The following is a 22,175-nucleotide window of genomic DNA, read 5'->3' on the forward strand; positions in this document are numbered from 1 at the left end:
GAGAGCCACGGCCTGAGGAGAGCCACGGCCTGAGGAGAGCCACGGCCTGAGAAGAGCCACGGCCTGAGGAGAGTCATGGCCTGACGGGGGAGGACGGGACCTTCGGCGGATCGTCCGTTCGCCCGGATGAGGGACAATTAACGGTCCGCCCAACCGTCCGCATGACTTCGAGGAAGCTCCCTCCATGACGCTCCAGATCGGTCCGCACCCGGTGCAGCCGCCGGTGGTCCTGGCCCCGATGGCGGGGATCACCAACGCTCCCTTCCGCACGCTGTGCCGTGAGTTCTCCGGTGGCAAGGGGCTCTTCGTCAGCGAGATGATCACCACCCGGGCGCTCGTCGAGCGGGACGCCAAGACGATGCGGCTGATCCACTTCGACGGGACCGAGAAGCCGCGCTCCATCCAGCTCTACGGCGTCGACCCGGTGACCGTCGGCAAGGCCGTCCGCATGATCGTGGACGAGGACCTGGCCGACCACGTCGACCTCAACTTCGGCTGCCCCGTCCCCAAGGTCACCCGCAAGGGCGGCGGCTCCGCCCTGCCGTACAAGCGCAACCTCCTGCGCTCGATCCTGCGCGAGGCCGTCGGCAACGCCGGCGACCTGCCGGTGACCATGAAGATGCGCAAGGGCATCGACGACGAGCACATGACCTACCTCGACGCCGGCCGGATCGCCGTCGAGGAGGGCGTCACCGCCATCGCCCTGCACGGCCGCACGGCCGCCCAGCACTACAGCGGCACCGCCGACTGGGAGGCCATCGCCCGCCTGAAGGAGGCGGTGCCCGAGATCCCGGTCCTGGGCAACGGCGACATCTGGTCCGCCGACGACGCCGTCCGCATGATGCGCGAGACGGGCTGCGACGGCGTCGTGGTCGGTCGCGGCTGCCTGGGCCGGCCCTGGCTCTTCCGCGACCTGGTCGCCGCCCTCGGGGACGGCGACCAGGCGGCGCCCACCGCGCCGACCCTGCGCGAGGTGGCGGGCGTGATGCTGCGCCACGCCGAGCTGCTGGGGCAGTGGCTCGAGAACGAGCAGCGCGGCGTCATCGACTTCCGCAAGCACGTCGCCTGGTACACCAAGGGCTTCTCCGTCGGCTCGGAGCTCCGTAAGAAGCTGGCGATCGCCTCATCTCTGGACGAACTGGACGCTCTTTTGAGCGAGCTCGACCTGGATCAGGCCTGGCCGACGGGTGCCGACGGCCCCCGCGGCCGTACGTCCGGCCGCGACCGGGTGGTGCTTCCGGACGGATGGCTGAACGACCCGTACGACTGCGCCGTCGTGGGTGCGGACGCCGAACTCGATACTTCGGGCGGGTGAAACGCCGTCGAACACGGCGTGATTCTCGCCACCTCTGATAGGGGTCTCGCTCAGATGAGCGCCTGAATCGGGGGTGCACCTTTCCAAGGGGTGGCACTGCGTGCCACCCCTTTTGGTTTCAACCTTTGATGGCAGAGGGTGGAGTTTTTCGACGGGCCGTGATCGGGCGATTATTTTCGGTCATGTTGAGTTCAAGGCCTGAAGGAAGGGGGGTGAGACCTCATTTGAGCGCGCAACTTTCGATCTGCTGGCGGACGGGTGGTTGCGCCCCCAAGTTGGCGGAGTAGACCTCCTCAGATGCCTTCGATCTGGGTACGCTCCCCGCCGTCAGGGCAGTCCTCCCCCCTCAGCGTCCCGGGAGGCCCGAGTGAGGAGTCGATTCCCGTGCCGGTATCCGAAGATCGCCAGAAGTTCGTCTACGACTTCACCGAGGGCAACAAGGACCTCAAGGACCTGCTCGGCGGTAAGGGCGCCAACCTCGCCGAGATGACCAACCTCGGACTGCCCGTGCCTCCCGGCTTCACCATCACCACCGAGGCCTGCAAGGTCTACCTCGAGGGCGGCACGGAGCCGTCGTCGATGCGCGACGAGGTCACCGCCCACCTCGAGGCCCTCGAGCGGCACATGGGCAAGAAGCTCGGCCAGGCCGACGACCCGCTGCTCGTCTCGGTGCGCTCGGGCGCCAAGTTCTCCATGCCCGGCATGATGGACACCGTCCTGAACATCGGCCTGTCCGACGAGTCCGTGACCGGCCTCGCGGCCCAGGCCGGCGACGAGCGGTTCGCCTGGGACTCCTACCGCCGCCTCATCCAGATGTTCGGCAGGACCGTGCTGGGCGTCGACGGCGACCTCTTCGAGGAGGCGCTGGAGGAGGCCAAGCGGGCCAAGGGCGTCACCACCGACGTCGACCTCGACGCCGGCGACCTCAAGCACCTGGTGGAGGAGTTCAAGGCCATCGTCTCCAAGGAGACCGGCCGCGACTTCCCGCAGGCCCCCCGCGAGCAGATGGACCTCGCCATAAGGGCGGTCTTCGACTCCTGGAACGGCGACCGCGCCAAGCTCTACCGCCGCCAGGAGCGCATCCCCGGCGACCTCGGCACGGCCGTCAACATCTGCTCGATGGTCTTCGGCAACCTCGGCCCCGACTCCGGCACCGGCGTCGCCTTCACCCGCGACCCCGCCAGCGGCCACCAGGGCGTCTACGGCGACTACCTGCAGAACGCGCAGGGCGAGGACGTCGTCGCCGGCATCCGCAACACCATGCAGCTCGCCGAGCTCGAGCAGCTCGACAAGGCCTCGTACGACCAGCTGATGCAGATCATGGAGACGCTGGAGACGCACTACAAGGACCTGTGCGACATCGAGTTCACCATCGAGCGCGGCAAGCTGTGGATGCTGCAGACCCGCGTGGGCAAGCGCACCGCCGGCGCCGCGTTCCGCATCGCCACCCAGCTGGTGGACCAGGGCCTGATCGACGAGGCCGAGGCGCTGCAGCGCGTCACCGGCGCCCAGCTCGCCCAGCTGATGTTCCCGCGCTTCGACGAGAAGGCGCAGACGGAGCTGCTGGGCCGGGGCATCGCCGCCTCGCCGGGCGCCGCGGTCGGCAAGGCCGTCTTCGACTCGTACACCGCGGTGAAGTGGTCGCGCTCGGGCGAGAAGGTCATCCTGATCCGCCGCGAGACCAACCCCGACGACCTCGACGGCATGATCGCCTCCGAGGGCATCCTGACCTCGCGCGGCGGCAAGACCTCGCACGCGGCCGTCGTCGCGCGCGGCATGGGCAAGACCTGTGTCTGCGGCGCCGAGGAGCTGGAGGTCGACACCAAGCAGCGCCGGATGACCGCCCCCGGCGGCGTGGTCATCCAGGAGGGCGACGTCGTCTCCATCGACGGCTCCACCGGCAAGGTCTACCTGGGCGAGGTCCCGGTCGTGCCGTCCCCGGTCGTGGAGTACTTCGAGGGCCGCATGCACGCCGGCGCCGACGACGCGGACGAGCTGGTCCAGGCCGTGCACCGGATGATGGCCTACGCCGACCGCACCCGCCGTCTGCGCGTGCGGGCCAACGCCGACAACGCCGAGGACGCCGCGCGCGCCCGCCGCTTCGGCGCCCAGGGCATCGGCCTGTGCCGCACCGAGCACATGTTCCTCGGTGAGCGGCGCGAGATGGTCGAGCGCCTGATCCTGGCCGACACCGACGCCGAGCGCGAGGAGGCACTCGGTGCCCTTCTCCCGCTGCAGAAGGCCGACTTCGTCGAGCTGTTCGAGGCCATGGACGGGCTGCCGGTCACGGTCCGCCTCCTCGACCCGCCGCTGCACGAGTTCCTGCCCGACATCACCGAGCTGTCGGTCCGGGTCGCGCTGGCCGAGGCCCGCGAGGACGCCAACGAGAACGACCTGCGACTGCTGCAGGCCGTGCACAAGCTGCACGAGCAGAACCCGATGCTGGGCCTGCGCGGCGTGCGTCTGGGCCTGGTCATCCCCGGCCTGTTCGCCATGCAGGTGCGGGCGATCGCCGAGGCCGCGGCCGAGCGGATCGGCCGCCAGGGCGACCCGCGCGCGGAGATCATGATCCCGCTGGTGGGCACCGTCCAGGAGCTGGAGATCGTCCGCGAGGAGGCCGAGCGCGTCATCGCCGACGTCGAGGCCGCCAGCGGCACCGACCTCACGCTGCCGCTCGGCACGATGATCGAGCTGCCGCGCGCCGCCCTGACGGCGGACCAGATCGCCGAGGCCGCCGAGTTCTTCTCGTTCGGTACGAACGACCTGACCCAGACCGTGTGGGGCTTCTCCCGCGACGACGTCGAGGCCAGCTTCTTCACCGCGTACCTGGAGAAGGGCATCTTCGGGGTCAGCCCGTTCGAGACCATCGACCGGGACGGCGTGGGCTCGCTGGTCCGCGCGGCCGCCAAGGCCGGCCGGGCCACCCGCCCCGACCTCAAGCTCGGCGTGTGCGGCGAGCACGGCGGCGACCCGGAGTCGGTGCACTTCTTCCACGAGGTGGGCCTGGACTACGTCTCCTGCTCGCCCTTCCGCATCCCGGTCGCCCGCCTGGAGGCGGGCCGCGCGGCGGCTCTGAACGGCTCGTCGAGCGACAGCCGCTGAGCCGGGACCAAGCTCCGGAGCCGTATGGGATGACCTCGACCCTCAGACCCTGACGGCTCCGGCAGGAGAGGAGGGACGGCGTCCGCGCGGACGCCGTCCCTTCCTCGTTCCGGAACCCGAGATCGTTAACCTGCCCGTAACCTGATGGGCATGGCGAAGGGGCGGCGCCCGTGCGGGAGCGCCGCCCCTCTTTACTCCCCCACCGGGAGTTGTTGCCGCCCGCATCGGCTCGGGCGGCAACTCGCATACCCAGCGGCCGCTTTTTCGCTCGCCACCCCCCACGGGAACGAGCGGGGCGGCCCTGAGTGCGTGAATAGCATTTCGCTTCTGCGATGTTCGCCGCGAGTCCTTTCAACTGTGGCCAAAAGGGCGTGGTAACAGCTCGTATCGGTGTGCATACTCAGTGAGCGGGGGGTGGTCGCGGATGTCTCATGTGGGGGTTTGGTGCTGCGTGTCCATTTCACTGGACTCGATCTGGCCCGGTTGCGCCTGGCCGGAGACCCGGACGTGCTCTGGGAAACCGTATTGAGCCTGCACCGGCTTCGGGACAAACAAGGCGAGTCGATCTTCGGGGATTGGCGGTCGGAAACCCGGGCTCGGTTGAATGGTGAAACGCGGCTACTGGCGCCGCTGGTTCCGTCCCGTGGATATTTCCCGGACTTCCTGACACCGCCCGAAGGGTTAGACGGACTGGAGTCCGGCATAGCGGCGCTGCGGGCCACCCCGGCCGACCGGGTGCACGACGAACTGAGCCGACTGCCCACCGTCCGGACCCTGCCGGCTTGGATACGATCGCTGGCCGACGGCGACGCCCGGGCGTTCGGGAAGCTGATCAGCGCCCTCCACACCTATCACCAGGCCGCCATCGCCCCGTACTGGGACCACATCCAGGCACAGATCGAGGCGGACCGCGCCGTGCGCGGCCGGGCGCTGCTGGACGGCGGGGCGGACGCGCTGCTGTCCTCGCTGCCGCCCACCATGCGCTGGCGGGCCCCGGTGCTGGAGGTCGACTACCCCGTGGACCGCGACATGTACCTCGGCGGCCGCGGACTGCTGCTCCTGCCCTCGTTCTTCTGCCGGCGCACGCCCGTGACCCTGCAGAACACCGAGCTGACGCCCGTCCTGGTCTACCCCGCGCGGGCCATGTCCGAGACGGCGCCCGCCGTCCCGGCCGCCCCGCGCTCGCTGGGCAAGCTCGTCGGGCACACCCGCTCGGCGGTCCTGGGCTCCATCGGCGGCGGCTGCACCACCAGCGAACTCGCCCGCAGGGTCGGGGTGTCGGCCGCCTCGGCCAGCCAGCACGCGGGCGTGCTGCGCGAGGCCGGGCTGGTGCTGACCCTGCGCAACGGCAGCGCGGTGATGCACACCCTCACGCCGCTGGGCGCGGCGCTGCTGCGCGGCGGGCACCGCGGTCCGCAGTCGCGGGGCAGGGTCCCGTCGTCGATGCCGGAGCGCTCGACGCCCGCCACGATGTAGCGCCGGGCCCGCTCAGGCCCCGATCCGGAACCGGAGCCGACAGATCACCGCGTCGGTGTCCCGCCGCACGGCGTGGGCGACGACCGCGCCCCGCTGGTTCTGCAGCAGCCGCTGCCAGAGGCGGGCGGGCTCCACCTCGGGGATGAGCACGGTCACCCTGGTGTCGGGATGCCGGCCGGACAGCTCGCGGACCAGCTCCACGATCGGGCGGCCCAGGGAGCGCGTGGGCGCGGGCAGCTCGACCAGGTCGACGCCGGGGCGCCACAGCTCCCAGTCGCGGCGCAGCGACTCCGCCGCGCGCCGGCCCTCCGCGTCGGGGTGGGTGACGGTCACCGCCAGCACCTCGTCGCCGAGCGAGACGGCGGCCGTCAGTGCCTTGCTGGTCAGCCGGGACAGCGAGGAGACCGGGACGACCACCAGGGAGCGGCAGCGGCGCGGGGCCTCGGGCACCCGGCCCAGCTCCAGGCGCTCGCCGATCCGCCCGTACGCCCGGTGGACGGCCTCGAAGACCGCCACCAGCAGCGGCAGCGCGACCACGATCAGCCAGGCGCCCTCGGTGAACTTCGTCGCGGTGACCACGACGGCCGAGACGCCGGTGAGGACCGCCCCGAAGCCGTTGAGCAGGGCCTTGCCCCGCCGGCCGGCCGACCGGTCCTGCCGCCAGTGCCGGACCATGCCGACCTGGCAGAGGGTGAAGCCGACGAACACCCCGATGGCGAAGAGCGGTACGAGGGTGTTGACGTCGCCGCCGGAGAAGACGAGCAGCAGCGCGGAGACGGCGGCCAGGGCCAGCACGCCGTGCCGGTGGACCTGGCGGTCGGCCTTGAGGCCGAAGACGTGCGGCAGGTAGTTGTCGCGGGCCAGCAGGCCCATGAGGACCGGCAGACCGCCGAAGGAGGTGTTGGCGGCGAGCGCGAGCAGGACCACGGTCGCGAACTGCACGACGTAGAACGCCCCGTTGTGGCCGAGCGAGGCGTCGGCGAGCTGGGCGAGGACGGTGACACCCTCGACCGGCTGCAGGTGGAAGCGGCCGATGAGCACGGACAGGCCGATCAGCATGACGCCCAGCAGCGCTCCCAGCGCGACCTCCGTGCGCTGGGCCCGGCGGGTGGCCGGGGCGCGGAAGGCCGGCACGGCGTTGGCGACGGCCTCGACGCCGGTGAGGGCCGAGCAGCCGGCGGCGAAGGCCTTGAGCAGGAGCAGCGCGCCGACGGCGGTGGCGTCGCCGGACAGCGCGGACGCGTGGCCGGCGGCCGCCTCGGTGCTCGCGGGGGCGTCCCGCAGCAGGCCGGCCACGATCACCGTCAGGATCGAGCCGACGAAGACGACGGTGGGCAGCAGGAACGCCCGGGCGGAGTCCACGATGCCGCGCAGGTTCACGCCGGTGACCAGGGCCAGCACGCCCAGGCAGATCCACAGCCGGTGCTCGTGGAGGGAGGGGAAGGCGGAGGTGAGGGCGGCGACGCCGGCGGTGACGGAGACGGCCACGTTGAGCACGTAGTCCAGGACCAGGGAGGCCGCGGTGACCAGGCCGGTGCGCCGGCCCAGGTGCCGCTTGGCGACCGCGTACGAGCCGCCGCCGTCCGGGAAGGCCGCGATGACCTGCCGGTAGGAGGCGACGAGGACGGCCAGCAGGGCGGCGATCGCGAGCGTGACCGGCAGGGTGAAGCCGAGGCCGTGCGCCCCGGCCGCGGCCAGCACGAGGACGATCGCCTCGGGCCCGTACGCCACCGACGCCATCGCGTCGAGCGACAGGGCCGCCAGGCCCTGGGTGGCGGTGAGCCGGTGCCGGTCCTCGGCGGAGGGCCGCGCGGCGCCGGTATCGGGCGGCTCTTCCCCGGCGCTCGCCGCGTGCTCCGAATTGGCCAGCATGGACATCTTTTGTCGTACCTCCGTTGAGTCGGAGGCTCAGCGTGCGCCCGCGCCGGCGGGAGCGTGTCGTTCCTTGGCGGCGTCTTGGCGGTTTTCGGCTGATCTCATACGGGGTCTTAACGCTCTTGAACGCTTCCGGCGGAGGGCGCGTCAGTACGGCGCAAGGATTGGCCAAAACCACGTCAGCGGGCCGTCAACGCAACCGACTTCGGGCGGAGGACGGCCCTAGCGTCAGCGGTATGGGACGGCGACCGACATTACGGACGCGTGCGCGCGTGCGCGAGGGACGCGAGGGATACGGCCGGGGTCCGGGGGAGCGGGCGCCGGCCCGGGGCGTGCTCGCGTGGGACCGCACCTGGCGGCGCGAGGCACGCTCGGCCTGGCGGTGCGGGCTGGCCCTCGGTGGCGTGCTCCTCCTCGCCGACCTGGCCCGGGGCAGCCTCGACGCGGCCCGCGGCATCTGCTGGGCGGCGATCGGCGCCGCGCTCGTCGCCGTGCTCAGGCCCGTGCGGGTCACGGCCGGCGCCGACTGGCTGGCCGCCCGCGGCCTCCTGCGCGAGCACCGCGTCCGTACCGACCTGCTCACCCAGGTGCGGCGGGCGGACGGCATCGCCCCCCGCCTCGTCCTGCGCGACGTCGGCGGCAACCGCGTGGAGCTCGACCCCGGCGTCCTCGCCGCGAATCCCCTGCTCTGGCACCACCTCGAGACGGGTGCGCGCCGCGCCCGCGAGAGGGGGCTGCTGCGGGAGGGCGCGGTGGCGATGGCCGCGCTGGCCGAGCGCATCGACGGCGAAGGGGCGCGCGCGGTGCTGCGGGCGTCGGGCCTGGAGCCGGGCGAGAGGCCGGCCCGGGGCTAGGGCGTGCCGATGGGTCGGACACGCCCTAGTACGTCACGCCCGTCATCCGCTCCGACGCCGCCCACAGACCCGCGGCCGCCCGGTCGTCGCGCGTCCAGGAGGCGCGCGGCGAGGGGGCGGGGGAGCCGCGCCAGAAGGGGATGCGGGGCCCGAAGAAGTCGTCCTGCCGGACCCCCGGCGCCGTGGCGGCGTAGAGCGAGGGCAGGGCGCCGTCCTCCGCGCTCTGTGCGACGAGCCGGTTGAGCAGCTCCGCCGCCCGCTCGGACCACGGCCGCTCCGCCATGCGCGGCCCGGCCGTCTGCAGGTTGGTGGCCGCGTAGCCGGGGTGCGCGGCCAGGGAGACGACGTGCGAGCCCTCGGCGGTCAGGCGCCGGGCCAGCTCGTGGGTGAAGAGGAGGTTGGCGCTCTTGGAGCGGCCGTAGGCGGTCCAGCGCCGGTAGCGGTGGTCCATCTGCACATCCCGGGGGTCGACCGTGCCCAGGTAGTGCAGCCCGCTGGAGACCGTCACCACCCGTGCCCCGGGCCCGGCCTCGCGCAGCCTGGGCAGCAGCAGGCCGGTCAGCGCGAAGTGCCCCAGGTGGTTGGTGCCCAGCTGCATCTCGAAGCCGTCGATCGTCCTGCGGTGCGGCAGCGCCATCACCCCGGCGTTGTTGACCAGCAGGTCCAGCCGGTCCTCCTTCAGGCCGGCGGCGAAGGCCCGTACCGACGACAGGTCCGCGAGGTCCAGCTCGGCCAGTCGCACGTCCGCTCCGGGCACCTGGGCCCGCATCAGCTCCTCCGCGGCCTCGCCGCGCGTGGCGTCGCGGCAGGCGAGCACCACCCGCGCCCCGCGCCGGGCGAGCTCCCTGGCGGTGACGAACCCGATCCCGCTGTTCGCCCCGGTCACCACGGCGGTACGGCCGCTCTGATCGGGGATGTCGCTCGCGTTCCAGCCGTTCATGTCCGCTGTGCTCCTCGCCACGAGTGGGTCGCCGTCCCTCGCGCCCCAGGCTATGGGGCCCCAGGCCACGAGAATATGTTCGAGCGGCCTGCCGGGGGGCGTTGGTAGCGTCGCGGCATGTCGCGTACTGATGAAGTATCCGGATCGACGAGCGGCCCGCGGGTGCCGGTCACACCCGAGGACATCGAGGACGTGGTGCGGCAGGCCGTTGCCGTGCTGCGCCAGGCCCCGCCGGAGAAGTGGGCGGAGAAGGCCGGCTCGCTGGAGTGGGACTGCTGGGAGACGGTCGAGCACGTGGCGGACGACCTGTTCTGCTACGCCACCCAACTCGCGCCGCGCAGCGGACCCGTGGACGGGTACGTGCCGTTCCTGATGACCCGGCAGCGGGAGGGCGGCCCGAAGGAGACCCTGCACGCCGAGCGGGACGCGGGCGTGGAGGGGCTGGTGCAGGTGCTGGAGGCGAGCGCCGGGCTGCTGGTGGCCATGGTGCGGACGAGGCCGCCGGAGGCGCGGGCGCACCACTCCTACGGCGTCTCCGACCCCGAGGGCTTCGCAGCCATGGGAGTGATCGAGACGCTGGTGCACCTGCACGACATCGCTGGCGGCCTCGGCGTGGAGTGGCGGCCCGACGCCGGGCTCTGCGAGCGGGTGCTGCGCCGGCTCTTCCGCGACGTTCCCGTCGGCGACGACCCCTGGCGGACGCTGCTGTGGGCCACCGGCCGGCTGGAGCTGCCCGGGCTCGGGCGGCGCGAGTCCTGGCGCTGGAACGCCACGACCCTGGACTAGGCCGCCGGGCCCATGCCAATCACCCCGCCGTCAGGGGTGATTGGCCGGACCGTGCCGGACCGGGAGGTCCGCCGTGCGCGTACGATCGCGCCGGTGATCCCCGACATATCGCTGACCACGCTGGCCGTGCTGTGCCTCACCGCGGCGGCGGCCGGATGGATCGACGCCGTGGTGGGCGGCGGCGGTCTGCTGCAGCTGCCCGCCCTGCTGGTGGGGCTGCCGCACATGGCGCCCGCGCACGTCCTCGGGACCAACAAGGCCGTCGCCATCTGGGGGACGTCCGCGGCCGCCGTCGCCTACGCCCGCAAGGCGCCCGTGGACGTCCGCACCGCCGCGCGGATCGGGCTGGCGGCGCTGGGCGGCTCGCTGGCCGGGGCCTTCTTCGCCGCGGGCATCGACAGCGCCGTGCTGCGGCCCCTGATCATGGCCGTCCTGCTCGCGGTGCTCGCGTTCGTGCTGCTGCGGCCGACGTTCGGCACCACGGTCGTCGACCCGGCCCCGCCCACCGGGCGTCGCGTGCTCGCCGCGATCCTCGTCGCGGGCCTGGGCATCGGCTTCTACGACGGGCTGATCGGCCCCGGGACCGGTACCTTCCTCGTCCTCGCGCTGGCCGGGATCCTCCATATGAACCTGGTGACGGCCTCCGGCACGGCGAAGATCGTCAACGTCTGCACCAATGTGGGCGCCCTGGTCACGTTCACGGCGCAGGGCGCCGTGCTGTGGCAGGTGGCGGCCCCGATGGCCGTCTTCAACCTCGCCGGCGGCGCGCTGGGCGCCCGGATGGCCCTCAAGCGCGGGAGCGGCTTCGTGCGGGGCGTGCTGGTCGTGGTGGTCCTGGCGCTGGTGTGCAAGCTGGCCTACGACCAGTGGGGCGGGTGAGCCGGCAGGGTCCCGCGGTAAGCGGAAGCCCGCCGCGGCAGGCGTACTACCGGCGTACTACCGACTATGGGCACTACCGACCATGCGCAAAATGACCATGCGGAATACAGCCCGGTGCGTGGCGTTCACGCCGGATGCGGTTAGCCTGTCGCTACCTTCCTGACGTGGTGGGGGTGCTCGTGCGTTTCTCCCGGTGGAGCCGGGCCCGGTGGGTCCGGGCGCTGTTCGCGGGGCTTTATGTCGTCGCGCTCGCGGCGGCCGTGCCCGAAGGGGCCGGCGGTCACGGCCGCGACGACGGCTGGTCCAGCGAGGAGGCGCGGCGGTTCTGGGGGCCCGCGCGGATGTCCGCGGCCACCAAGGCCGCCGCGGACGGCGACAAGGACGGCGCCCAGCCGATCACCGGCAGCGCCCGCCACTTCGACGGGGTGCCGACGGTGGGGGTGCTCTTCTACGTCGGTGAGGACATGCGGGACCACCACTGCACCGCCAGCGTGGTGCACAGCCCCAAGGGCAATCTGATCATCTCCGCCGGCCACTGCGGCTTCGGCGACGACGCCGCCTTCGTGCCGGGCTACCGCCAGGGCGAGTCCAAGCAGCCGTACGGGGTGTGGGCGGTGGACCGTTCCTTCGTCGACCCGCGGCGCGAGGACACCGGCGACGGCTCCGACCTGGACTTCGCCTTCGCCACCGTCAAGGCCGACGGCCGGGGCCGCCAGCTCGAGCGCGTCACCGGCGCCAACCGCCTGGTCCGCACGCCCGGCTACGTCAACCGGGTCACCGTCATCGGCTACCCCAGCTCCGAGAGCGACCCCGCCGACCGGGCCATCCGCTGCACGGCCATGACCTCCCAGCTGCCCGGCCACCGGCAGATGACGATGCGCTGCGACGGCTTCTACTCCGGCACCTCGGGCAGTCCCTGGCTCGCCGACTTCGACGAGAAGACCAGGACCGGCGACCTCATCGGCGTCCTGGGCGGCCTCAACGGCGGCGGTCCCGACGGCGAGGAGAGCGACAGGGTCTCGTACAGCCCCATGAACGACGACGAGATCTTCAAGCTCTACGTCGACGCCATAAACGGACGCGAGCCCCGGCGCGACTGAGTCGCCCGGCCCCGCCCGCCGCCGCTGTTCCGCCGCCGCTCCGCCGCTACTTCCGCGCGTCCGCCAGGGCGCGCTCGACGCCCGGCTCGTGCGGGCCCAGGAACGCCGGGCTGGGCCGCACCAGCGCGTCCAGCGCCGCCTTGCCCGCGGCGAACACCTCGCGCGTACCGCCCGCGTACCACGTCGCGTCGTGCCGGGCGGCCACCCCGACGCCGTACGCGTCGATGCCCGCGGCCCCGCACAGGGCCACCGCGCGGCGTATGTGGAAGTCCTGGCTGATCAGGACCGCCTGCTTCACGCCGAAGATCCGCTCGGCGCGGGCGCAGGAGTCCCAGGTGTCGAAGCCGGCGAAGTCGCTGACGATCCGGTCGTCCGGCACACCGTGCCGGACGAGGTACGTGCGCATCGCGTCCGGCTCGTCGTAGTCCCTGCGGCTGTTGTCGCCGGTCACCAGTACCACGCGCACCTTGCCGTCGCGGTAGAGCTCCGCCGCCGCGTCCAGACGGTGCGCCAGATACGGGGAGGGCCTGCCCTCCCAGAGCCCCGCACCGAAGACCATCGCCACCGGCGCGGAGGGCACCTCGCCGATGTCCCGCACCCGGGGCGTCCCCGAGACGAACACCCATGTGGCGGGCAGCAGCCCCAGCACACACGCCGTCATGACGGCCCACACCAGGTGCCGTCTGCCGCTTCGTGTGGTGGGCAGCCGCAGGCGCGCCCTTCGCACCCGACCCACGATGTCCATTGGGACCTCCCCCGTTCGCGATGGATCAACGCAGGGTACGTCCGGCCGGTTCCCGCCCCCGAGGCGCGTCGCTGCTGTCACACCCTGCGGCTACCGTCGGGAGTATGAACGGCAGCACAGCGGGGACCGCGTCAGAGCAGAACGGCATCGCAGGCTACGAGGAGGCGGACCTGGAGCGCTGGGCGCCCGAGCCCGACAAGCGGCCCGGACGCACCGCCTTCCAGCGCGACCGGGCGCGGGTGCTGCACTCCGCCTCGCTGCGCCGCCTGGCCGGCAAGACCCAGGTCGTCACGCCCGGCGTGAGCTCCCAGGCCTGGGACGCCAGCCCCCGCACCCGCCTGACCCATTCGCTGGAGTGCGCGCAGGTCGGCCGCGAGCTGGGGGCGGCGCTCGGCTGTGACCCCGACCTCGTCGAGACCGCCTGTCTGGCCCACGACCTCGGCCACCCGCCCTTCGGGCACAACGGCGAGCAGGCCCTCGACGAAGTCGCCGGGCCCTGCGGCGGCTTCGAAGGCAACGCCCAGTCGCTGCGCCTGCTCACCCGGCTCGAACCCAAGCGCTTCGTGCCCGACCCGGCCACGGGGGAGCTGGTCAGCGTCGGCCTGAACCTCACCCGCGCCGCCCTGGACGCCGCGACCAAGTACCCGTGGACCCGCGGCGGCCACCCCACCGACCCGGCCTCCCGCAAGTTCGGCGTCTACGCCGACGACGCCCCCGTCTTCGCGTGGCTGCGCAGGGGCGCCCCCGGCCACCGCCAGAGCTTCGAGGCACAGGTCATGGACTGGGCCGACGACGTGGCCTACTCCGTGCACGACGTCGAGGACGGCCTGCACGCCGGCCACCTCGACCCGGGCGTCCTGCTCGCCGAGCCCGAGCGCCGCGAAGTCTTCGCCGTCGCCGCCGGCCGCTACGCCCCCGGCGCCGCCCACGACGAGCTCGCCGAGGCCCTCGACCGCCTCCTCGAGCAGGAGTGGTGGCCGCACGGCTACGACGGCACGGCGGTCGCCCAGGCCCGGCTCAAGGACGCCACCAGCCAGCTCATCGGCCGCTTCTGCCTCGCCGCCGAGGGGGCCACCCGGGCCGCCTGGGGGCCCGGACGGCTCACCCGCTACCGGGCCGAGCTGGTCGTTCCGCGCGCCACGCGCCTGGAGTGCGCCGTGCTCAAGGCCGTCGCCGACCGCTACGTCATGCAGCGCGAGGACCAGGAGAAGCTGCGCGCCGAACAGCGCGTGGTCATCGCCGAGCTCGGCGCCGCGCTGGCCGCCCGGGCCCCCGAGGGCCTCGACCCGCAGTTCCGCACGCTGTTCGCCGAGGCTGCCGACGACACGGGCCGGATGCGGGTGGTCGTCGACCAGATCGCCGCGCTGACCGACGGCTCCGCCCGCGGCCTGCACGCCCGGCTCGTAGGAGCCCGCAGCGAACTGCCCACCGTGCCGGGGGAGTAACCCCGTACGGCCCTTGCGGGCCGCACCCCGCCCGGGGTACTCCCTCTACCGGCGCCACGCGGGGTGCGGGACTCTCGGCAGTGGCTCTTCCCGTCCGGGGACGACAACCGCGGACGCGCCGGGCGACCGGCGCACCGCGCGCAGCGAGGAGGCAACAAGTGGTGGACGCGAACCAGACGTTCGTCATCGTCGGAGGGGGCCTGGCCGGAGCGAAGGCGGCCGAGACCCTCCGGTCCGAGGGCTTCACCGGCCGGGTGATCCTCATCTGCGACGAACGCGAGCACCCGTACGAGCGCCCGCCGCTCTCCAAGGGCTATCTGACGGGCCGCGACGCCCGCGACAGCGTCTTCGTGCACAAGCCCGACTGGTACGCCAAGGCCGACGTCGAGCTCCACCTCGGCCAGCCCGCCGTCCACCTCGACCGGGCGGGCAGGACCGTACGCCTGGGCGACGGCACCGTCGTCCACTACGACAAGCTTCTGCTGGCCACCGGCTCCGAGCCCCGCCGCCTGGACATCCCCGGCACCGGCCTGGCGGGCGTCCACCACCTGCGCCGCCTCGCGCACGCCGAGCGGCTGCGCGGCGTGCTGTCCTCCCTCGGCCGCGACAACGGCCACCTCGTCATCGCCGGCGCGGGCTGGATCGGCCTGGAGGTGGCCGCCGCCGCCCGCGGCTACGGCGCCGAGGTGACCGTCGTCGAACCCGAGCCGACCCCGCTGCACACCGTCCTGGGCCCCGAGCTGGGCCAGCTCTTCACCGACCTGCACAGCGAGCGCGGCGTCCGCTTCCACTTCGGCGCCCGCCTCACCGAGATCATCGGCCACGACGGCATGGTCCTGGCCGCCCGCACCGACGACGGCGAGGAGCACCCCGCCCACGACGTCCTCGCCGCGATCGGCGCCGCCCCGCGCACCGCCCTGGCCGAGGCGGCGGGCCTGGCGCTGGTCGACCGCGCCGACGGCGGCGGCATCGCCGTCGACGCCTCGCTGCGCACCTCCGACCCCGACATCTACGCCGCCGGCGACGTCGCGGCCGCCGAGCACCCCTGGCTCGGCACCCGGCTGCGCGTCGAGCACTGGGCCAACGCCCTCCACGAGGGCCCGGCCGCCGCCCGCGCGATGCTCGGCCGGGAGGTCTCCTACGACCGGGTGCCCTACTTCTTCTCCGACCAGTACGACCTGGGCATGGAGTACTCGGGCTACGCGCCGCCGGGCTCGTACGACCAGGTGGTGTGCCGGGGGGACGTGGGCAAGCGGGAGTTCGTCGCCTTCTGGCTGTCCGAGGGGCGCGTGCTCGCCGGGATGAACGTCAATGTGTGGGACGTCACCCCCGCCATCCAGCGGCTCATCCGCGTCGGCGCCCGCCCCGACCCGGACGCCCTGGCCGACCCGTCCGTCCCGCTGACCGAGCTGGCGGCGGGGTGAGCGCGATCCGCACCGCCCTGGTGCCCGTCGCGGAGGTCTTCGCGCTGCGCCACGCCGTCCTGCGCCCCGGCCTGCCCCCCGAGGCGGCGGCCTTCCCCGAGGACGCCGCCCCCGGCACGTTCCACGTCGCCGCCTACGACGAGCGGGGAGCGGTGCGCGGCTGCGTCACGTTCCTGCCCGAGCCGTTGCCCGGCACGGGCGAGCCGGCGTACCGCTTCCGCGGCATGGCCAGCGACCCGGCCGTGCGCGGCCTCGGCTACGGCGTCGCGGTCCTGCGCGCGGGCCTGGCCGAGGCCGCCTCCCGGGGTGCCGGCCTGGTGTGGTGCAACGGCCGCACCGGCGCCCGCGGCTTCTACGAACGGCACGGCTTCGAGGCGCGGGGCGAGGAGTTCACGGTGGAGGGCGTGGGCCCGCACCTCGTGTTCACGATCAAGCTCGCCCCGAGCGCGGGGGAGGGCGCGGGGGACGGGAGTGTCACCGGGTCACCGTAGAATTCACGCGTGGCAGGCAGGATCAACGATGACGACGTGAAGGCGGTCCGGGACGCGGTCCCGATCGACGCCGTCGTGTCCGAGTACCTCCAGCTGCGCAACGCCGGCGGAGGCAACCTCAAGGGCCTGTGCCCCTTCCACGACGAGAAGTCCCCGTCCTTCCAGGTCAGCCCCGCCAAGGGGCTCTTCTACTGCTTCGGCTGCCAGGAGGGCGGGGACACCGTCGACTTCATCATGAAGATCGACCATCTCTCCTTCGCCGAGACCATCGAGCGCCTCGCCTCCCAGGCCGGCATCACGCTGCGCTACGAGGAGGGCGGCTACACCCCCGGCCGCCAGCAGGGCGAACGCATCCGCCTGGTCGAGGCCCACAAGATCGCCGCGCGGTTCTACGCCGACCAGCTCTCGAGCCCCGAGGCCGAGATCGGCCGGAAGTTCCTCGCCGGCCGCGGCTTCGACCAGGCCGCCGCCGAGCACTTCGGCGTCGGCTACAGCCCCGCCGGCTGGGACCACCTCACCCGCTTCCTGCGCGGCAAGGGCTTCAGCGACAAGGAGCTGCTGCTCTCCGGGCTCGCCCAGGACAGCCGCAGCGGCAAGCCCATCGACCGCTTCCGCGGCCGCCTGATGTGGCCCATCCGCGACATCACCGGCGAGGTCATCGGCTTCGGCGCCCGCAAGCTGCGCGACGACGACAACGGCCCCAAGTACCTCAACACCCCCGAGACGGCGATCTACAAGAAGTCGCACGTCCTCTACGGCATCGACCTCGCCAAGAAGGACATCGCCAAGACCAACCGGGCCGTGGTCGTCGAGGGCTACACCGACGTCATGGCCTGCCACCTCGCGGGCGTCACCACCGCCATCGCCACCTGCGGCACCGCCTTCGCCGGCGACCACATCAAGATCCTGCGGCGGCTGCTGATGGACAACGCCGCCTCCGAGGTCGTCTTCACCTTCGACGGCGACGCCGCCGGCCAGAAGGCCGCCCTGCGCGCCTTCGAGGACGACCAGAAGTTCGCCGCCGAGACCTCCATCGCCATCACCCCCGGCGGCATGGACCCCTGCGACCTGCGCCTGGCCGAGGGCGACGCCGCCGTGGCCGCGCTCGTCGAGTCCCGCACCCCGCTGTTCGCCTTCGCCATCCGCCAGGTCGTCGCCCGGCACAACCTGGACACCGCCGAGGGTCGCGCCGCGGCCCTCGAGGCCGCCGCGCCCATCGTGGCGAACATCAAGAACAGCGCCATCCAGCACGAGTACGCCGTCCAGCTCGCCGGCATGCTCGGCATTCTCGACAGCCAGTTCGTCGTCCGCCGCGTCGGGCAGCTGGCCCGCTGGGCCCGCGAGCGCGGCCAGCGGCCGGACCAGGCGCGCTCCCCGCAGCGCACGGCCCCCGCCGCCGCCCAGGCCGCCCCGCAGGCCCGGCCCGGCCCCGCGCTCAACCTGCGCAGCCCCGCCCAGCTCACCGAGCGCGAGCTGCTCAAGCTCGCCCTGCAGCACCCCGCGCTGGTCGCCCCCGCCTTCGACGCCTACGGCGAGGACGAGTTCACCGCCGCCCCCTACGTGCTCGTACGCCGCGCCATCGAGCAGGCCGGCGGCGTCACCCAGGCCGTCACCCAGGCCGACGCCGGCTACCTCGCCAAGGTCCGCGACGCCGCCCCCGACGACACCGTCCGCTCGCTGGTCACCGAGCTCGCCGTCGAGGCGGTCCGCGCCAAGACCGTGGACGAGGCCTACGCCGGGGTGCAGCTGGTCCAGGTCCGGCTGCGCGCGGTGGAACGCCGCGTGCAGGACGTCCAGGCGAGCATGGTCCGCCTGGGCAGCCAGGCCGACCCCGACCACCTGGCGGCCGTGGCCAACGAGCTGTGGGTGCTGGAGCAGTACGGCCGTGCCCTGAAGGACCGCGGCGCGGCCGCGCTGTAACCGCCCGGTCACCGTCCGGGCTCAGAAAGTGCCCGCACGCCCCTCGTGGCGGGCCCGCGTCGTGCCCCACACTGGTGGGCGGTGCCCGCTTCCTCGGAGCGCGGCGGTCCGGCCGGCCGGACCCGGACCCCTCCGCGACCGTGCGCGGGATCCCCGGCACGGGAGGCGGCCGGCCGCGTAGCGCTTCGAATGCTCCGCCGCATGTTCTGCCGCCTCAGCAGCGATCACCCTGGAGGTCGCCCCCGTGCAGACCCGGACCCCGACCCTGCCTCAGGCCCAGGCCGATCCGGCACCGACCGTGCCGCAGCAGGCCGAGCCTCCCGCGTCCGAGACCCTGGCCCTCGCGGAGGAGCCGGCCCCGGATCCCGCTCCCGGACCCGACCGGGAGACCGCTCCCGGCCCCGCCCCGGAGCCGGCCGCGCGGGCCGACACCAGCGGGCCGTCCTCCGACCTCTTCCGCCAGTACCTCCGCGAGATCGGCCGCATCCCGCTGCTGTCGGCCGCCGAGGAGGTGGAGCTGGCCCGCCGCGTCGAAGCGGGCCTGTTCGCCGAGGAGAAGCTGAGCACCACTCCCGACCTCGACACCCAGCTCGCCCTCGACCTCGACCGCCTGGTCGTGCTCGGCCGGATGGCCAAGCGCCGCCTGATCGAGGCCAACCTGCGGCTCGTCGTCTCCGTCGCCAAGCGCTACATCGGCCGCGGCCTGACCATGCTCGACCTCGTCCAGGAGGGCAACCTGGGCCTGATCAGGGCCGTCGAGAAGTTCGACTACGCCCGGGGCTACAAGTTCTCCACCTACGCGACCTGGTGGATCCGCCAGGCCATGTCCCGGGCGCTGGCCGACCAGGCCCGCACGATCCGCGTCCCCGTGCACGTCGTGGAGCTGATCAACCGTGTGGTGCGGGTGCAGCGGCGCATGCTGCAGGAGCGGGGCTACGAACCCACCCCCGAGGAGGTCGCCGCCCAGCTCGACCTCTCCGGGGAACGGGTCAGCGAGGTGCTGCGCCTGGCCCAGGAACCGGTGTCGCTGCACGCCCCCGTGGGCGAGGAGGACGACGTCGCGCTGGGCGACCTCATCGAGGACGGCGACGCCACCTCACCCGTGGAGTCGGCCGCCTTCCTGCTGCTGCGCGAGCACCTAGAGGCCGTGCTCTCCACGCTCGGCGAGCGCGAACGCAAGGTCGTCCAGCTGCGCTACGGCCTGGCCGACGGCCGGCCGCGCACGCTGGAGGAGATCGGACGGATCTTCGGGGTCACCCGCGAGCGCATCCGCCAGATCGAGTCCAAGACCCTCAACAAGCTGCGCGACCACGCCTTCGCCGACCAGCTGCGCGGCTACCTGGACTGACGCGCACCCGGCCTGACGCGCGGGGACCGACGCGGCCCCGGACCGGCACGCGTCAGACGGCGTCGAAGGCCCCCGGATGGGTCTGCTCGCGCACGGCCGCGTACTGCTGCCGCACCGCCTGCCCCACCGGCAGGTCGTCGGCGGCCGGCTCGAAGACCTGGCTGGCGGCCGAGGGCCACAGCGGAGGCTGCTGCGGGGACAGCACGCCCTGCTGGACGCCCAGCGCCCAGGCGGCCTGCCGGGCCGCGCCCAGCGCCGCGTAGTCCGCCGGCTGCGGCACGACCACCTGCACGCCGAACAGCGACGGCGCGATCGCCTGCACGGCCGGCAGCTCCGCAGCCGCGCCCAGCAGGAAGACCCGGCGCACCTCGACGCCGCGCCCGCGCAGCACGTCCAGCGCGTCCGTGAGCCCGCACAGCATGCCCTCGAAGGCCGCCCGGGCCAGGTGCTCGCGCTTCATGCTCTCGCGGCGCAGACCGGTCAGCGTGCCGGCGGCCTGCGGCAGGTGCGGGGTCCGCTCGCCCTCCAGGTAGGGCAGCAGCACCATGCCGTACGAACCGGGCGAGGACAGCAGGGCCAGCTCGGACAGGCCGTGCAGGTCCGTGCCGAGCAGCTCGGCGGTGCCGCGCAGCACACGCACCGCGTTGAGGGTGTGCACCACGGGCAGGTGCATGCCGGTCGCGTCGGCGAAGGAGGTGATGGTGCCGGTGGAGTCCGCCAGCGCGGAGTGGTGCACGGCGAAGACCGAGCCGGAGGCGCCCAGCGAGACGACCGCGTCGCCCGGGCCCACGCCCAGGCCGAAGGCCGCCGCCATCGTCTCGCCCGTGCCCGCCGAGATCAGCAGCCCCTCGGGGGTGTGACCGGCCGGCTCGGCGGGGGCCAGCACGTCCGGCAGCGCCGCCTGGCGGCCCAGCGCCAGCTCCACCAGGTCCGGCCGCCAGCTGCCGGTCGCCGCGGACCAGAAGCCCGTACCGGAGGCGTCGCCGCGGTCCGTCGTACGGCGCAGCGGGCGGCCCAGCAGCTGCCAGACCAGCCAGTCGTGCGGCTGCAGCACCGCCGCCACGCGCGCGGCGGACTCGGGTTCGTTACGGGCCAGCCAGCGCAGCTTGGCCACCGCCTGGGCCGCCTGTGGCACCGCCCCGACGGCCTCGGCCCACGCGGCCCGGCCGCCCAGCGCGTCGGCCAGCTCGGTGGCCGACGCCTGGACGCGCTTGTCGTTGCCGAGCAGGGCGGGGCGCACGAGCACGCCGCCGGCGTCGAGCGTGAGGAGTCCGTGCTGCTGGGCGGAGACGCCGATGGCCTGGACGCCCTCCAGCAGGCCGCCCGTGGCGGCGTCGCCGAGCGAGATCAGCCACGCCTGGGGATCGCCTTCCGGGACCGACGGGGGATGGGGCGCGTACCCCTGCCGGAGCACGGTGCCCGTGTCCGCGTCACAGACGACGATGCGCGTGCTCTCCGAAGAACTGTCCAACCCGGCGACTATGCCCATGCCGAGATGATGCCAAACCCCGGGCGCCATTGGGGCATCCGGTCAGGTGTTGCTCGTGCCCCAGTCGTCCTCGTCGCCGCCGCGCTGCTCGCGCAGGGAGCGGATCCGGCCGGCGACCGAGCCCGGCAGCCGGTCCCCGATCCGGCCGGCGGCCTTGCCCGCGATCGCCCGGCCGTTCACGGCGGCGGTCTCGACGGTGTTGCGCACGGCGGGGTTCTGCGCGACCCGCTGCGCTCCCTTGCGCAGCGCCTCGTACCGTTCGCGCCCGGCCCGCGCGCCGAGCACGTAGCCGACAGCCGCGCCGGTGATGAACGTCAGCCGGTAGCGCATGGCGCCCCTTCCTTCCGCTTCCCCGGGACTTCTCCCGGGACCTTCGGGGGTTCGTCTCGGATCCGCTGTGCCCGCCGCCTACCCGGCCGGACCGATGGTCACTCCCGGGGCAGGGGGATACCGATTGGCGGAGCACCCCCCTGCTTGCGCTAATCTATGTCTCGCAGCGAGCGCACGCCGCCCGGGAGACCGGTCAGAGGTGCATTCGAGGCAAACGCGACAATCCCCTGTAGCTCAATTGGCAGAGCAGCCGACTGTTAATCGGCAGGTTACTGGTTCGAGTCCAGTCGGGGGAGCGCGGTCCCCTGTAGCTCAATTGGCAGAGCAGCCGACTGTTAATCGGCAGGTTACTGGTTCGAGTCCAGTCGGGGGAGCAGTGAGAGAGGACCCCTCGGGGTCCTTTTTTCATTCCGGAGGGAACCGAACCGCCGTGATCGAAGTCCTCATGGTCAGACCGATCACACGATACGGCCCCTCCGGGGCAGCAGATCGTATGAGCGGCTATGCTGCGGCAGACGGCGCGCACAGATGTGCGCGACGCGCCGTGAACGGGGCGGTAGCTCAGCCGGTTAGAGCAGCGGACTCATAATCCGTCGGCCGTGGGTTCGAGTCCCACCCGCCCCACTTCACGTTGCAGGTGCAGAAACGATGCGACC

17 protein-coding genes and 3 tRNA genes are annotated in these 22,175 nt (G+C 73.0%); 15 read left to right on the plus strand and 5 right to left on the minus strand.

Features of this window, described 5'->3' with window-relative positions:
- Positions 1 to 184: 184 nt before the first annotated feature.
- The 3 genes from dusB to AB4K12_RS07335 all read left to right on the plus strand — a co-directional run bounded on the left by dusB (position 185) and on the right by AB4K12_RS07335 (position 5,893).
- On the plus strand, positions 185 to 1,315 hold the full coding sequence (gene dusB, locus AB4K12_RS07325; RefSeq protein ID WP_368433428.1) for a tRNA dihydrouridine synthase DusB: 1,131 nt from the start codon (positions 185 to 187) through the stop codon (positions 1,313 to 1,315).
- 384 nt (positions 1,316 to 1,699) lie between these two features.
- Positions 1,700 to 4,417: a pyruvate, phosphate dikinase gene (gene ppdK, locus AB4K12_RS07330; protein WP_086571153.1), complete on the plus strand. Its 2,718-nt coding sequence runs from the start codon at positions 1,700 to 1,702 to the stop codon at positions 4,415 to 4,417.
- 444 nt (positions 4,418 to 4,861) lie between these two features.
- Complete coding sequence (locus AB4K12_RS07335) at positions 4,862 to 5,893, plus strand: ArsR/SmtB family transcription factor (RefSeq protein WP_368433429.1); 1,032 nt, start codon at positions 4,862 to 4,864, stop codon at positions 5,891 to 5,893.
- A 12-nt stretch (positions 5,894 to 5,905) separates the two neighbouring features.
- Here the strand turns inward: AB4K12_RS07335 and AB4K12_RS07340 are convergent, their stop codons facing one another.
- Positions 5,906 to 7,771 carry an APC family permease gene (locus AB4K12_RS07340; protein ID WP_368433430.1) on the minus strand — a complete coding sequence of 622 codons (1,866 nt, stop codon included), beginning with the start codon at positions 7,769 to 7,771 and terminating at the stop codon, positions 5,906 to 5,908.
- A gap of 269 nt (positions 7,772 to 8,040) precedes the next feature.
- On the opposite strand from AB4K12_RS07340, the gene AB4K12_RS07345 reads away from it, so the two are divergent.
- Positions 8,041 to 8,622 carry a hypothetical protein gene (locus AB4K12_RS07345; protein ID WP_368433431.1) on the plus strand — a complete coding sequence of 194 codons (582 nt, stop codon included), beginning with the start codon at positions 8,041 to 8,043 and terminating at the stop codon, positions 8,620 to 8,622.
- 25 nt (positions 8,623 to 8,647) lie between these two features.
- Here the strand turns inward: AB4K12_RS07345 and AB4K12_RS07350 are convergent, their stop codons facing one another.
- Positions 8,648 to 9,562 (minus strand): oxidoreductase, encoded by a 915-nt coding sequence (locus tag AB4K12_RS07350; protein WP_368433432.1) that lies wholly within the window; start codon positions 9,560 to 9,562, stop codon positions 8,648 to 8,650.
- A 117-nt stretch (positions 9,563 to 9,679) separates the two neighbouring features.
- Between AB4K12_RS07350 and AB4K12_RS07355 the strand changes: the two genes are divergently transcribed.
- The 3 genes from AB4K12_RS07355 to AB4K12_RS07365 all read left to right on the plus strand — a co-directional run bounded on the left by AB4K12_RS07355 (position 9,680) and on the right by AB4K12_RS07365 (position 12,327).
- Positions 9,680 to 10,348: a maleylpyruvate isomerase N-terminal domain-containing protein gene (locus tag AB4K12_RS07355; RefSeq protein ID WP_368433433.1), complete on the plus strand. Its 669-nt coding sequence runs from the start codon at positions 9,680 to 9,682 to the stop codon at positions 10,346 to 10,348.
- 96 nt (positions 10,349 to 10,444) lie between these two features.
- Positions 10,445 to 11,227: a sulfite exporter TauE/SafE family protein gene (locus AB4K12_RS07360; RefSeq protein WP_368433835.1), complete on the plus strand. Its 783-nt coding sequence runs from the start codon at positions 10,445 to 10,447 to the stop codon at positions 11,225 to 11,227.
- A 164-nt stretch (positions 11,228 to 11,391) separates the two neighbouring features.
- Complete coding sequence (locus AB4K12_RS07365; RefSeq protein ID WP_368433434.1) at positions 11,392 to 12,327, plus strand: serine protease; 936 nt, start codon at positions 11,392 to 11,394, stop codon at positions 12,325 to 12,327.
- A 46-nt stretch (positions 12,328 to 12,373) separates the two neighbouring features.
- On the opposite strand, the gene AB4K12_RS07370 is transcribed toward AB4K12_RS07365, so the two are convergent.
- Positions 12,374 to 13,072 carry a vancomycin high temperature exclusion protein gene (locus tag AB4K12_RS07370; RefSeq protein WP_368433435.1) on the minus strand — a complete coding sequence of 233 codons (699 nt, stop codon included), beginning with the start codon at positions 13,070 to 13,072 and terminating at the stop codon, positions 12,374 to 12,376.
- 104 nt (positions 13,073 to 13,176) lie between these two features.
- Between AB4K12_RS07370 and AB4K12_RS07375 the strand changes: the two genes are divergently transcribed.
- The 5 genes from AB4K12_RS07375 (at position 13,177) to AB4K12_RS07395 (ending at position 19,700) form a co-directional block, all read left to right on the plus strand.
- On the plus strand, positions 13,177 to 14,517 hold the full coding sequence (locus tag AB4K12_RS07375) for a deoxyguanosinetriphosphate triphosphohydrolase (protein ID WP_368433436.1): 1,341 nt from the start codon (positions 13,177 to 13,179) through the stop codon (positions 14,515 to 14,517).
- 158 nt (positions 14,518 to 14,675) lie between these two features.
- A complete protein-coding gene (locus AB4K12_RS07380) occupies positions 14,676 to 15,941 on the plus strand; it encodes an NAD(P)/FAD-dependent oxidoreductase (protein WP_368433437.1) in 1,266 nt (421 codons plus the stop codon).
- Positions 15,938 to 16,432: a GNAT family N-acetyltransferase gene (locus AB4K12_RS07385; protein WP_368433438.1), complete on the plus strand. Its 495-nt coding sequence runs from the start codon at positions 15,938 to 15,940 to the stop codon at positions 16,430 to 16,432. Before AB4K12_RS07380 ends, AB4K12_RS07385 begins: the two co-directional genes overlap by 4 nt.
- Positions 16,433 to 16,441: 9 nt before the next feature.
- Positions 16,442 to 18,352: a DNA primase gene (dnaG, locus tag AB4K12_RS07390; protein ID WP_368433439.1), complete on the plus strand. Its 1,911-nt coding sequence runs from the start codon at positions 16,442 to 16,444 to the stop codon at positions 18,350 to 18,352.
- A 223-nt stretch (positions 18,353 to 18,575) separates the two neighbouring features.
- Entirely contained in the window at positions 18,576 to 19,700 is a 1,125-nt protein-coding gene (locus tag AB4K12_RS07395; RefSeq protein WP_368433836.1) for an RNA polymerase sigma factor, read from the plus strand.
- Between the two features lie 52 nt (positions 19,701 to 19,752).
- Here the strand turns inward: AB4K12_RS07395 and AB4K12_RS07400 are convergent, their stop codons facing one another.
- Together AB4K12_RS07400 and AB4K12_RS07405 are read right to left on the minus strand one after the other, a co-directional pair.
- Positions 19,753 to 21,189: an FGGY family carbohydrate kinase gene (locus AB4K12_RS07400; RefSeq protein ID WP_368433440.1), complete on the minus strand. Its 1,437-nt coding sequence runs from the start codon at positions 21,187 to 21,189 to the stop codon at positions 19,753 to 19,755.
- Positions 21,190 to 21,231: 42 nt separating this feature from the next.
- Positions 21,232 to 21,519 (minus strand): YtxH domain-containing protein, encoded by a 288-nt coding sequence (locus tag AB4K12_RS07405; protein ID WP_368433441.1) that lies wholly within the window; start codon positions 21,517 to 21,519, stop codon positions 21,232 to 21,234.
- Positions 21,520 to 21,742: 223 nt separating this feature from the next.
- Between AB4K12_RS07405 and AB4K12_RS07410 the strand changes: the two genes are divergently transcribed.
- The 3 genes from AB4K12_RS07410 to AB4K12_RS07420 all read left to right on the plus strand — a co-directional run bounded on the left by AB4K12_RS07410 (position 21,743) and on the right by AB4K12_RS07420 (position 22,143).
- Positions 21,743 to 21,815 (plus strand) — tRNA-Asn (locus tag AB4K12_RS07410).
- A 5-nt stretch (positions 21,816 to 21,820) separates the two neighbouring features.
- Positions 21,821 to 21,893, plus strand: a tRNA-Asn gene (locus tag AB4K12_RS07415).
- A gap of 176 nt (positions 21,894 to 22,069) precedes the next feature.
- A tRNA-Ile gene (locus AB4K12_RS07420) sits at positions 22,070 to 22,143 on the plus strand.
- The last annotated feature ends 32 nt before the right edge of the window (positions 22,144 to 22,175 follow it).

The organism is Streptomyces sp. C36 (genome assembly GCF_040932295.1).
Taxonomy (GTDB): domain Bacteria; phylum Actinomycetota; class Actinomycetes; order Streptomycetales; family Streptomycetaceae; genus Streptomyces; species Streptomyces triculaminicus.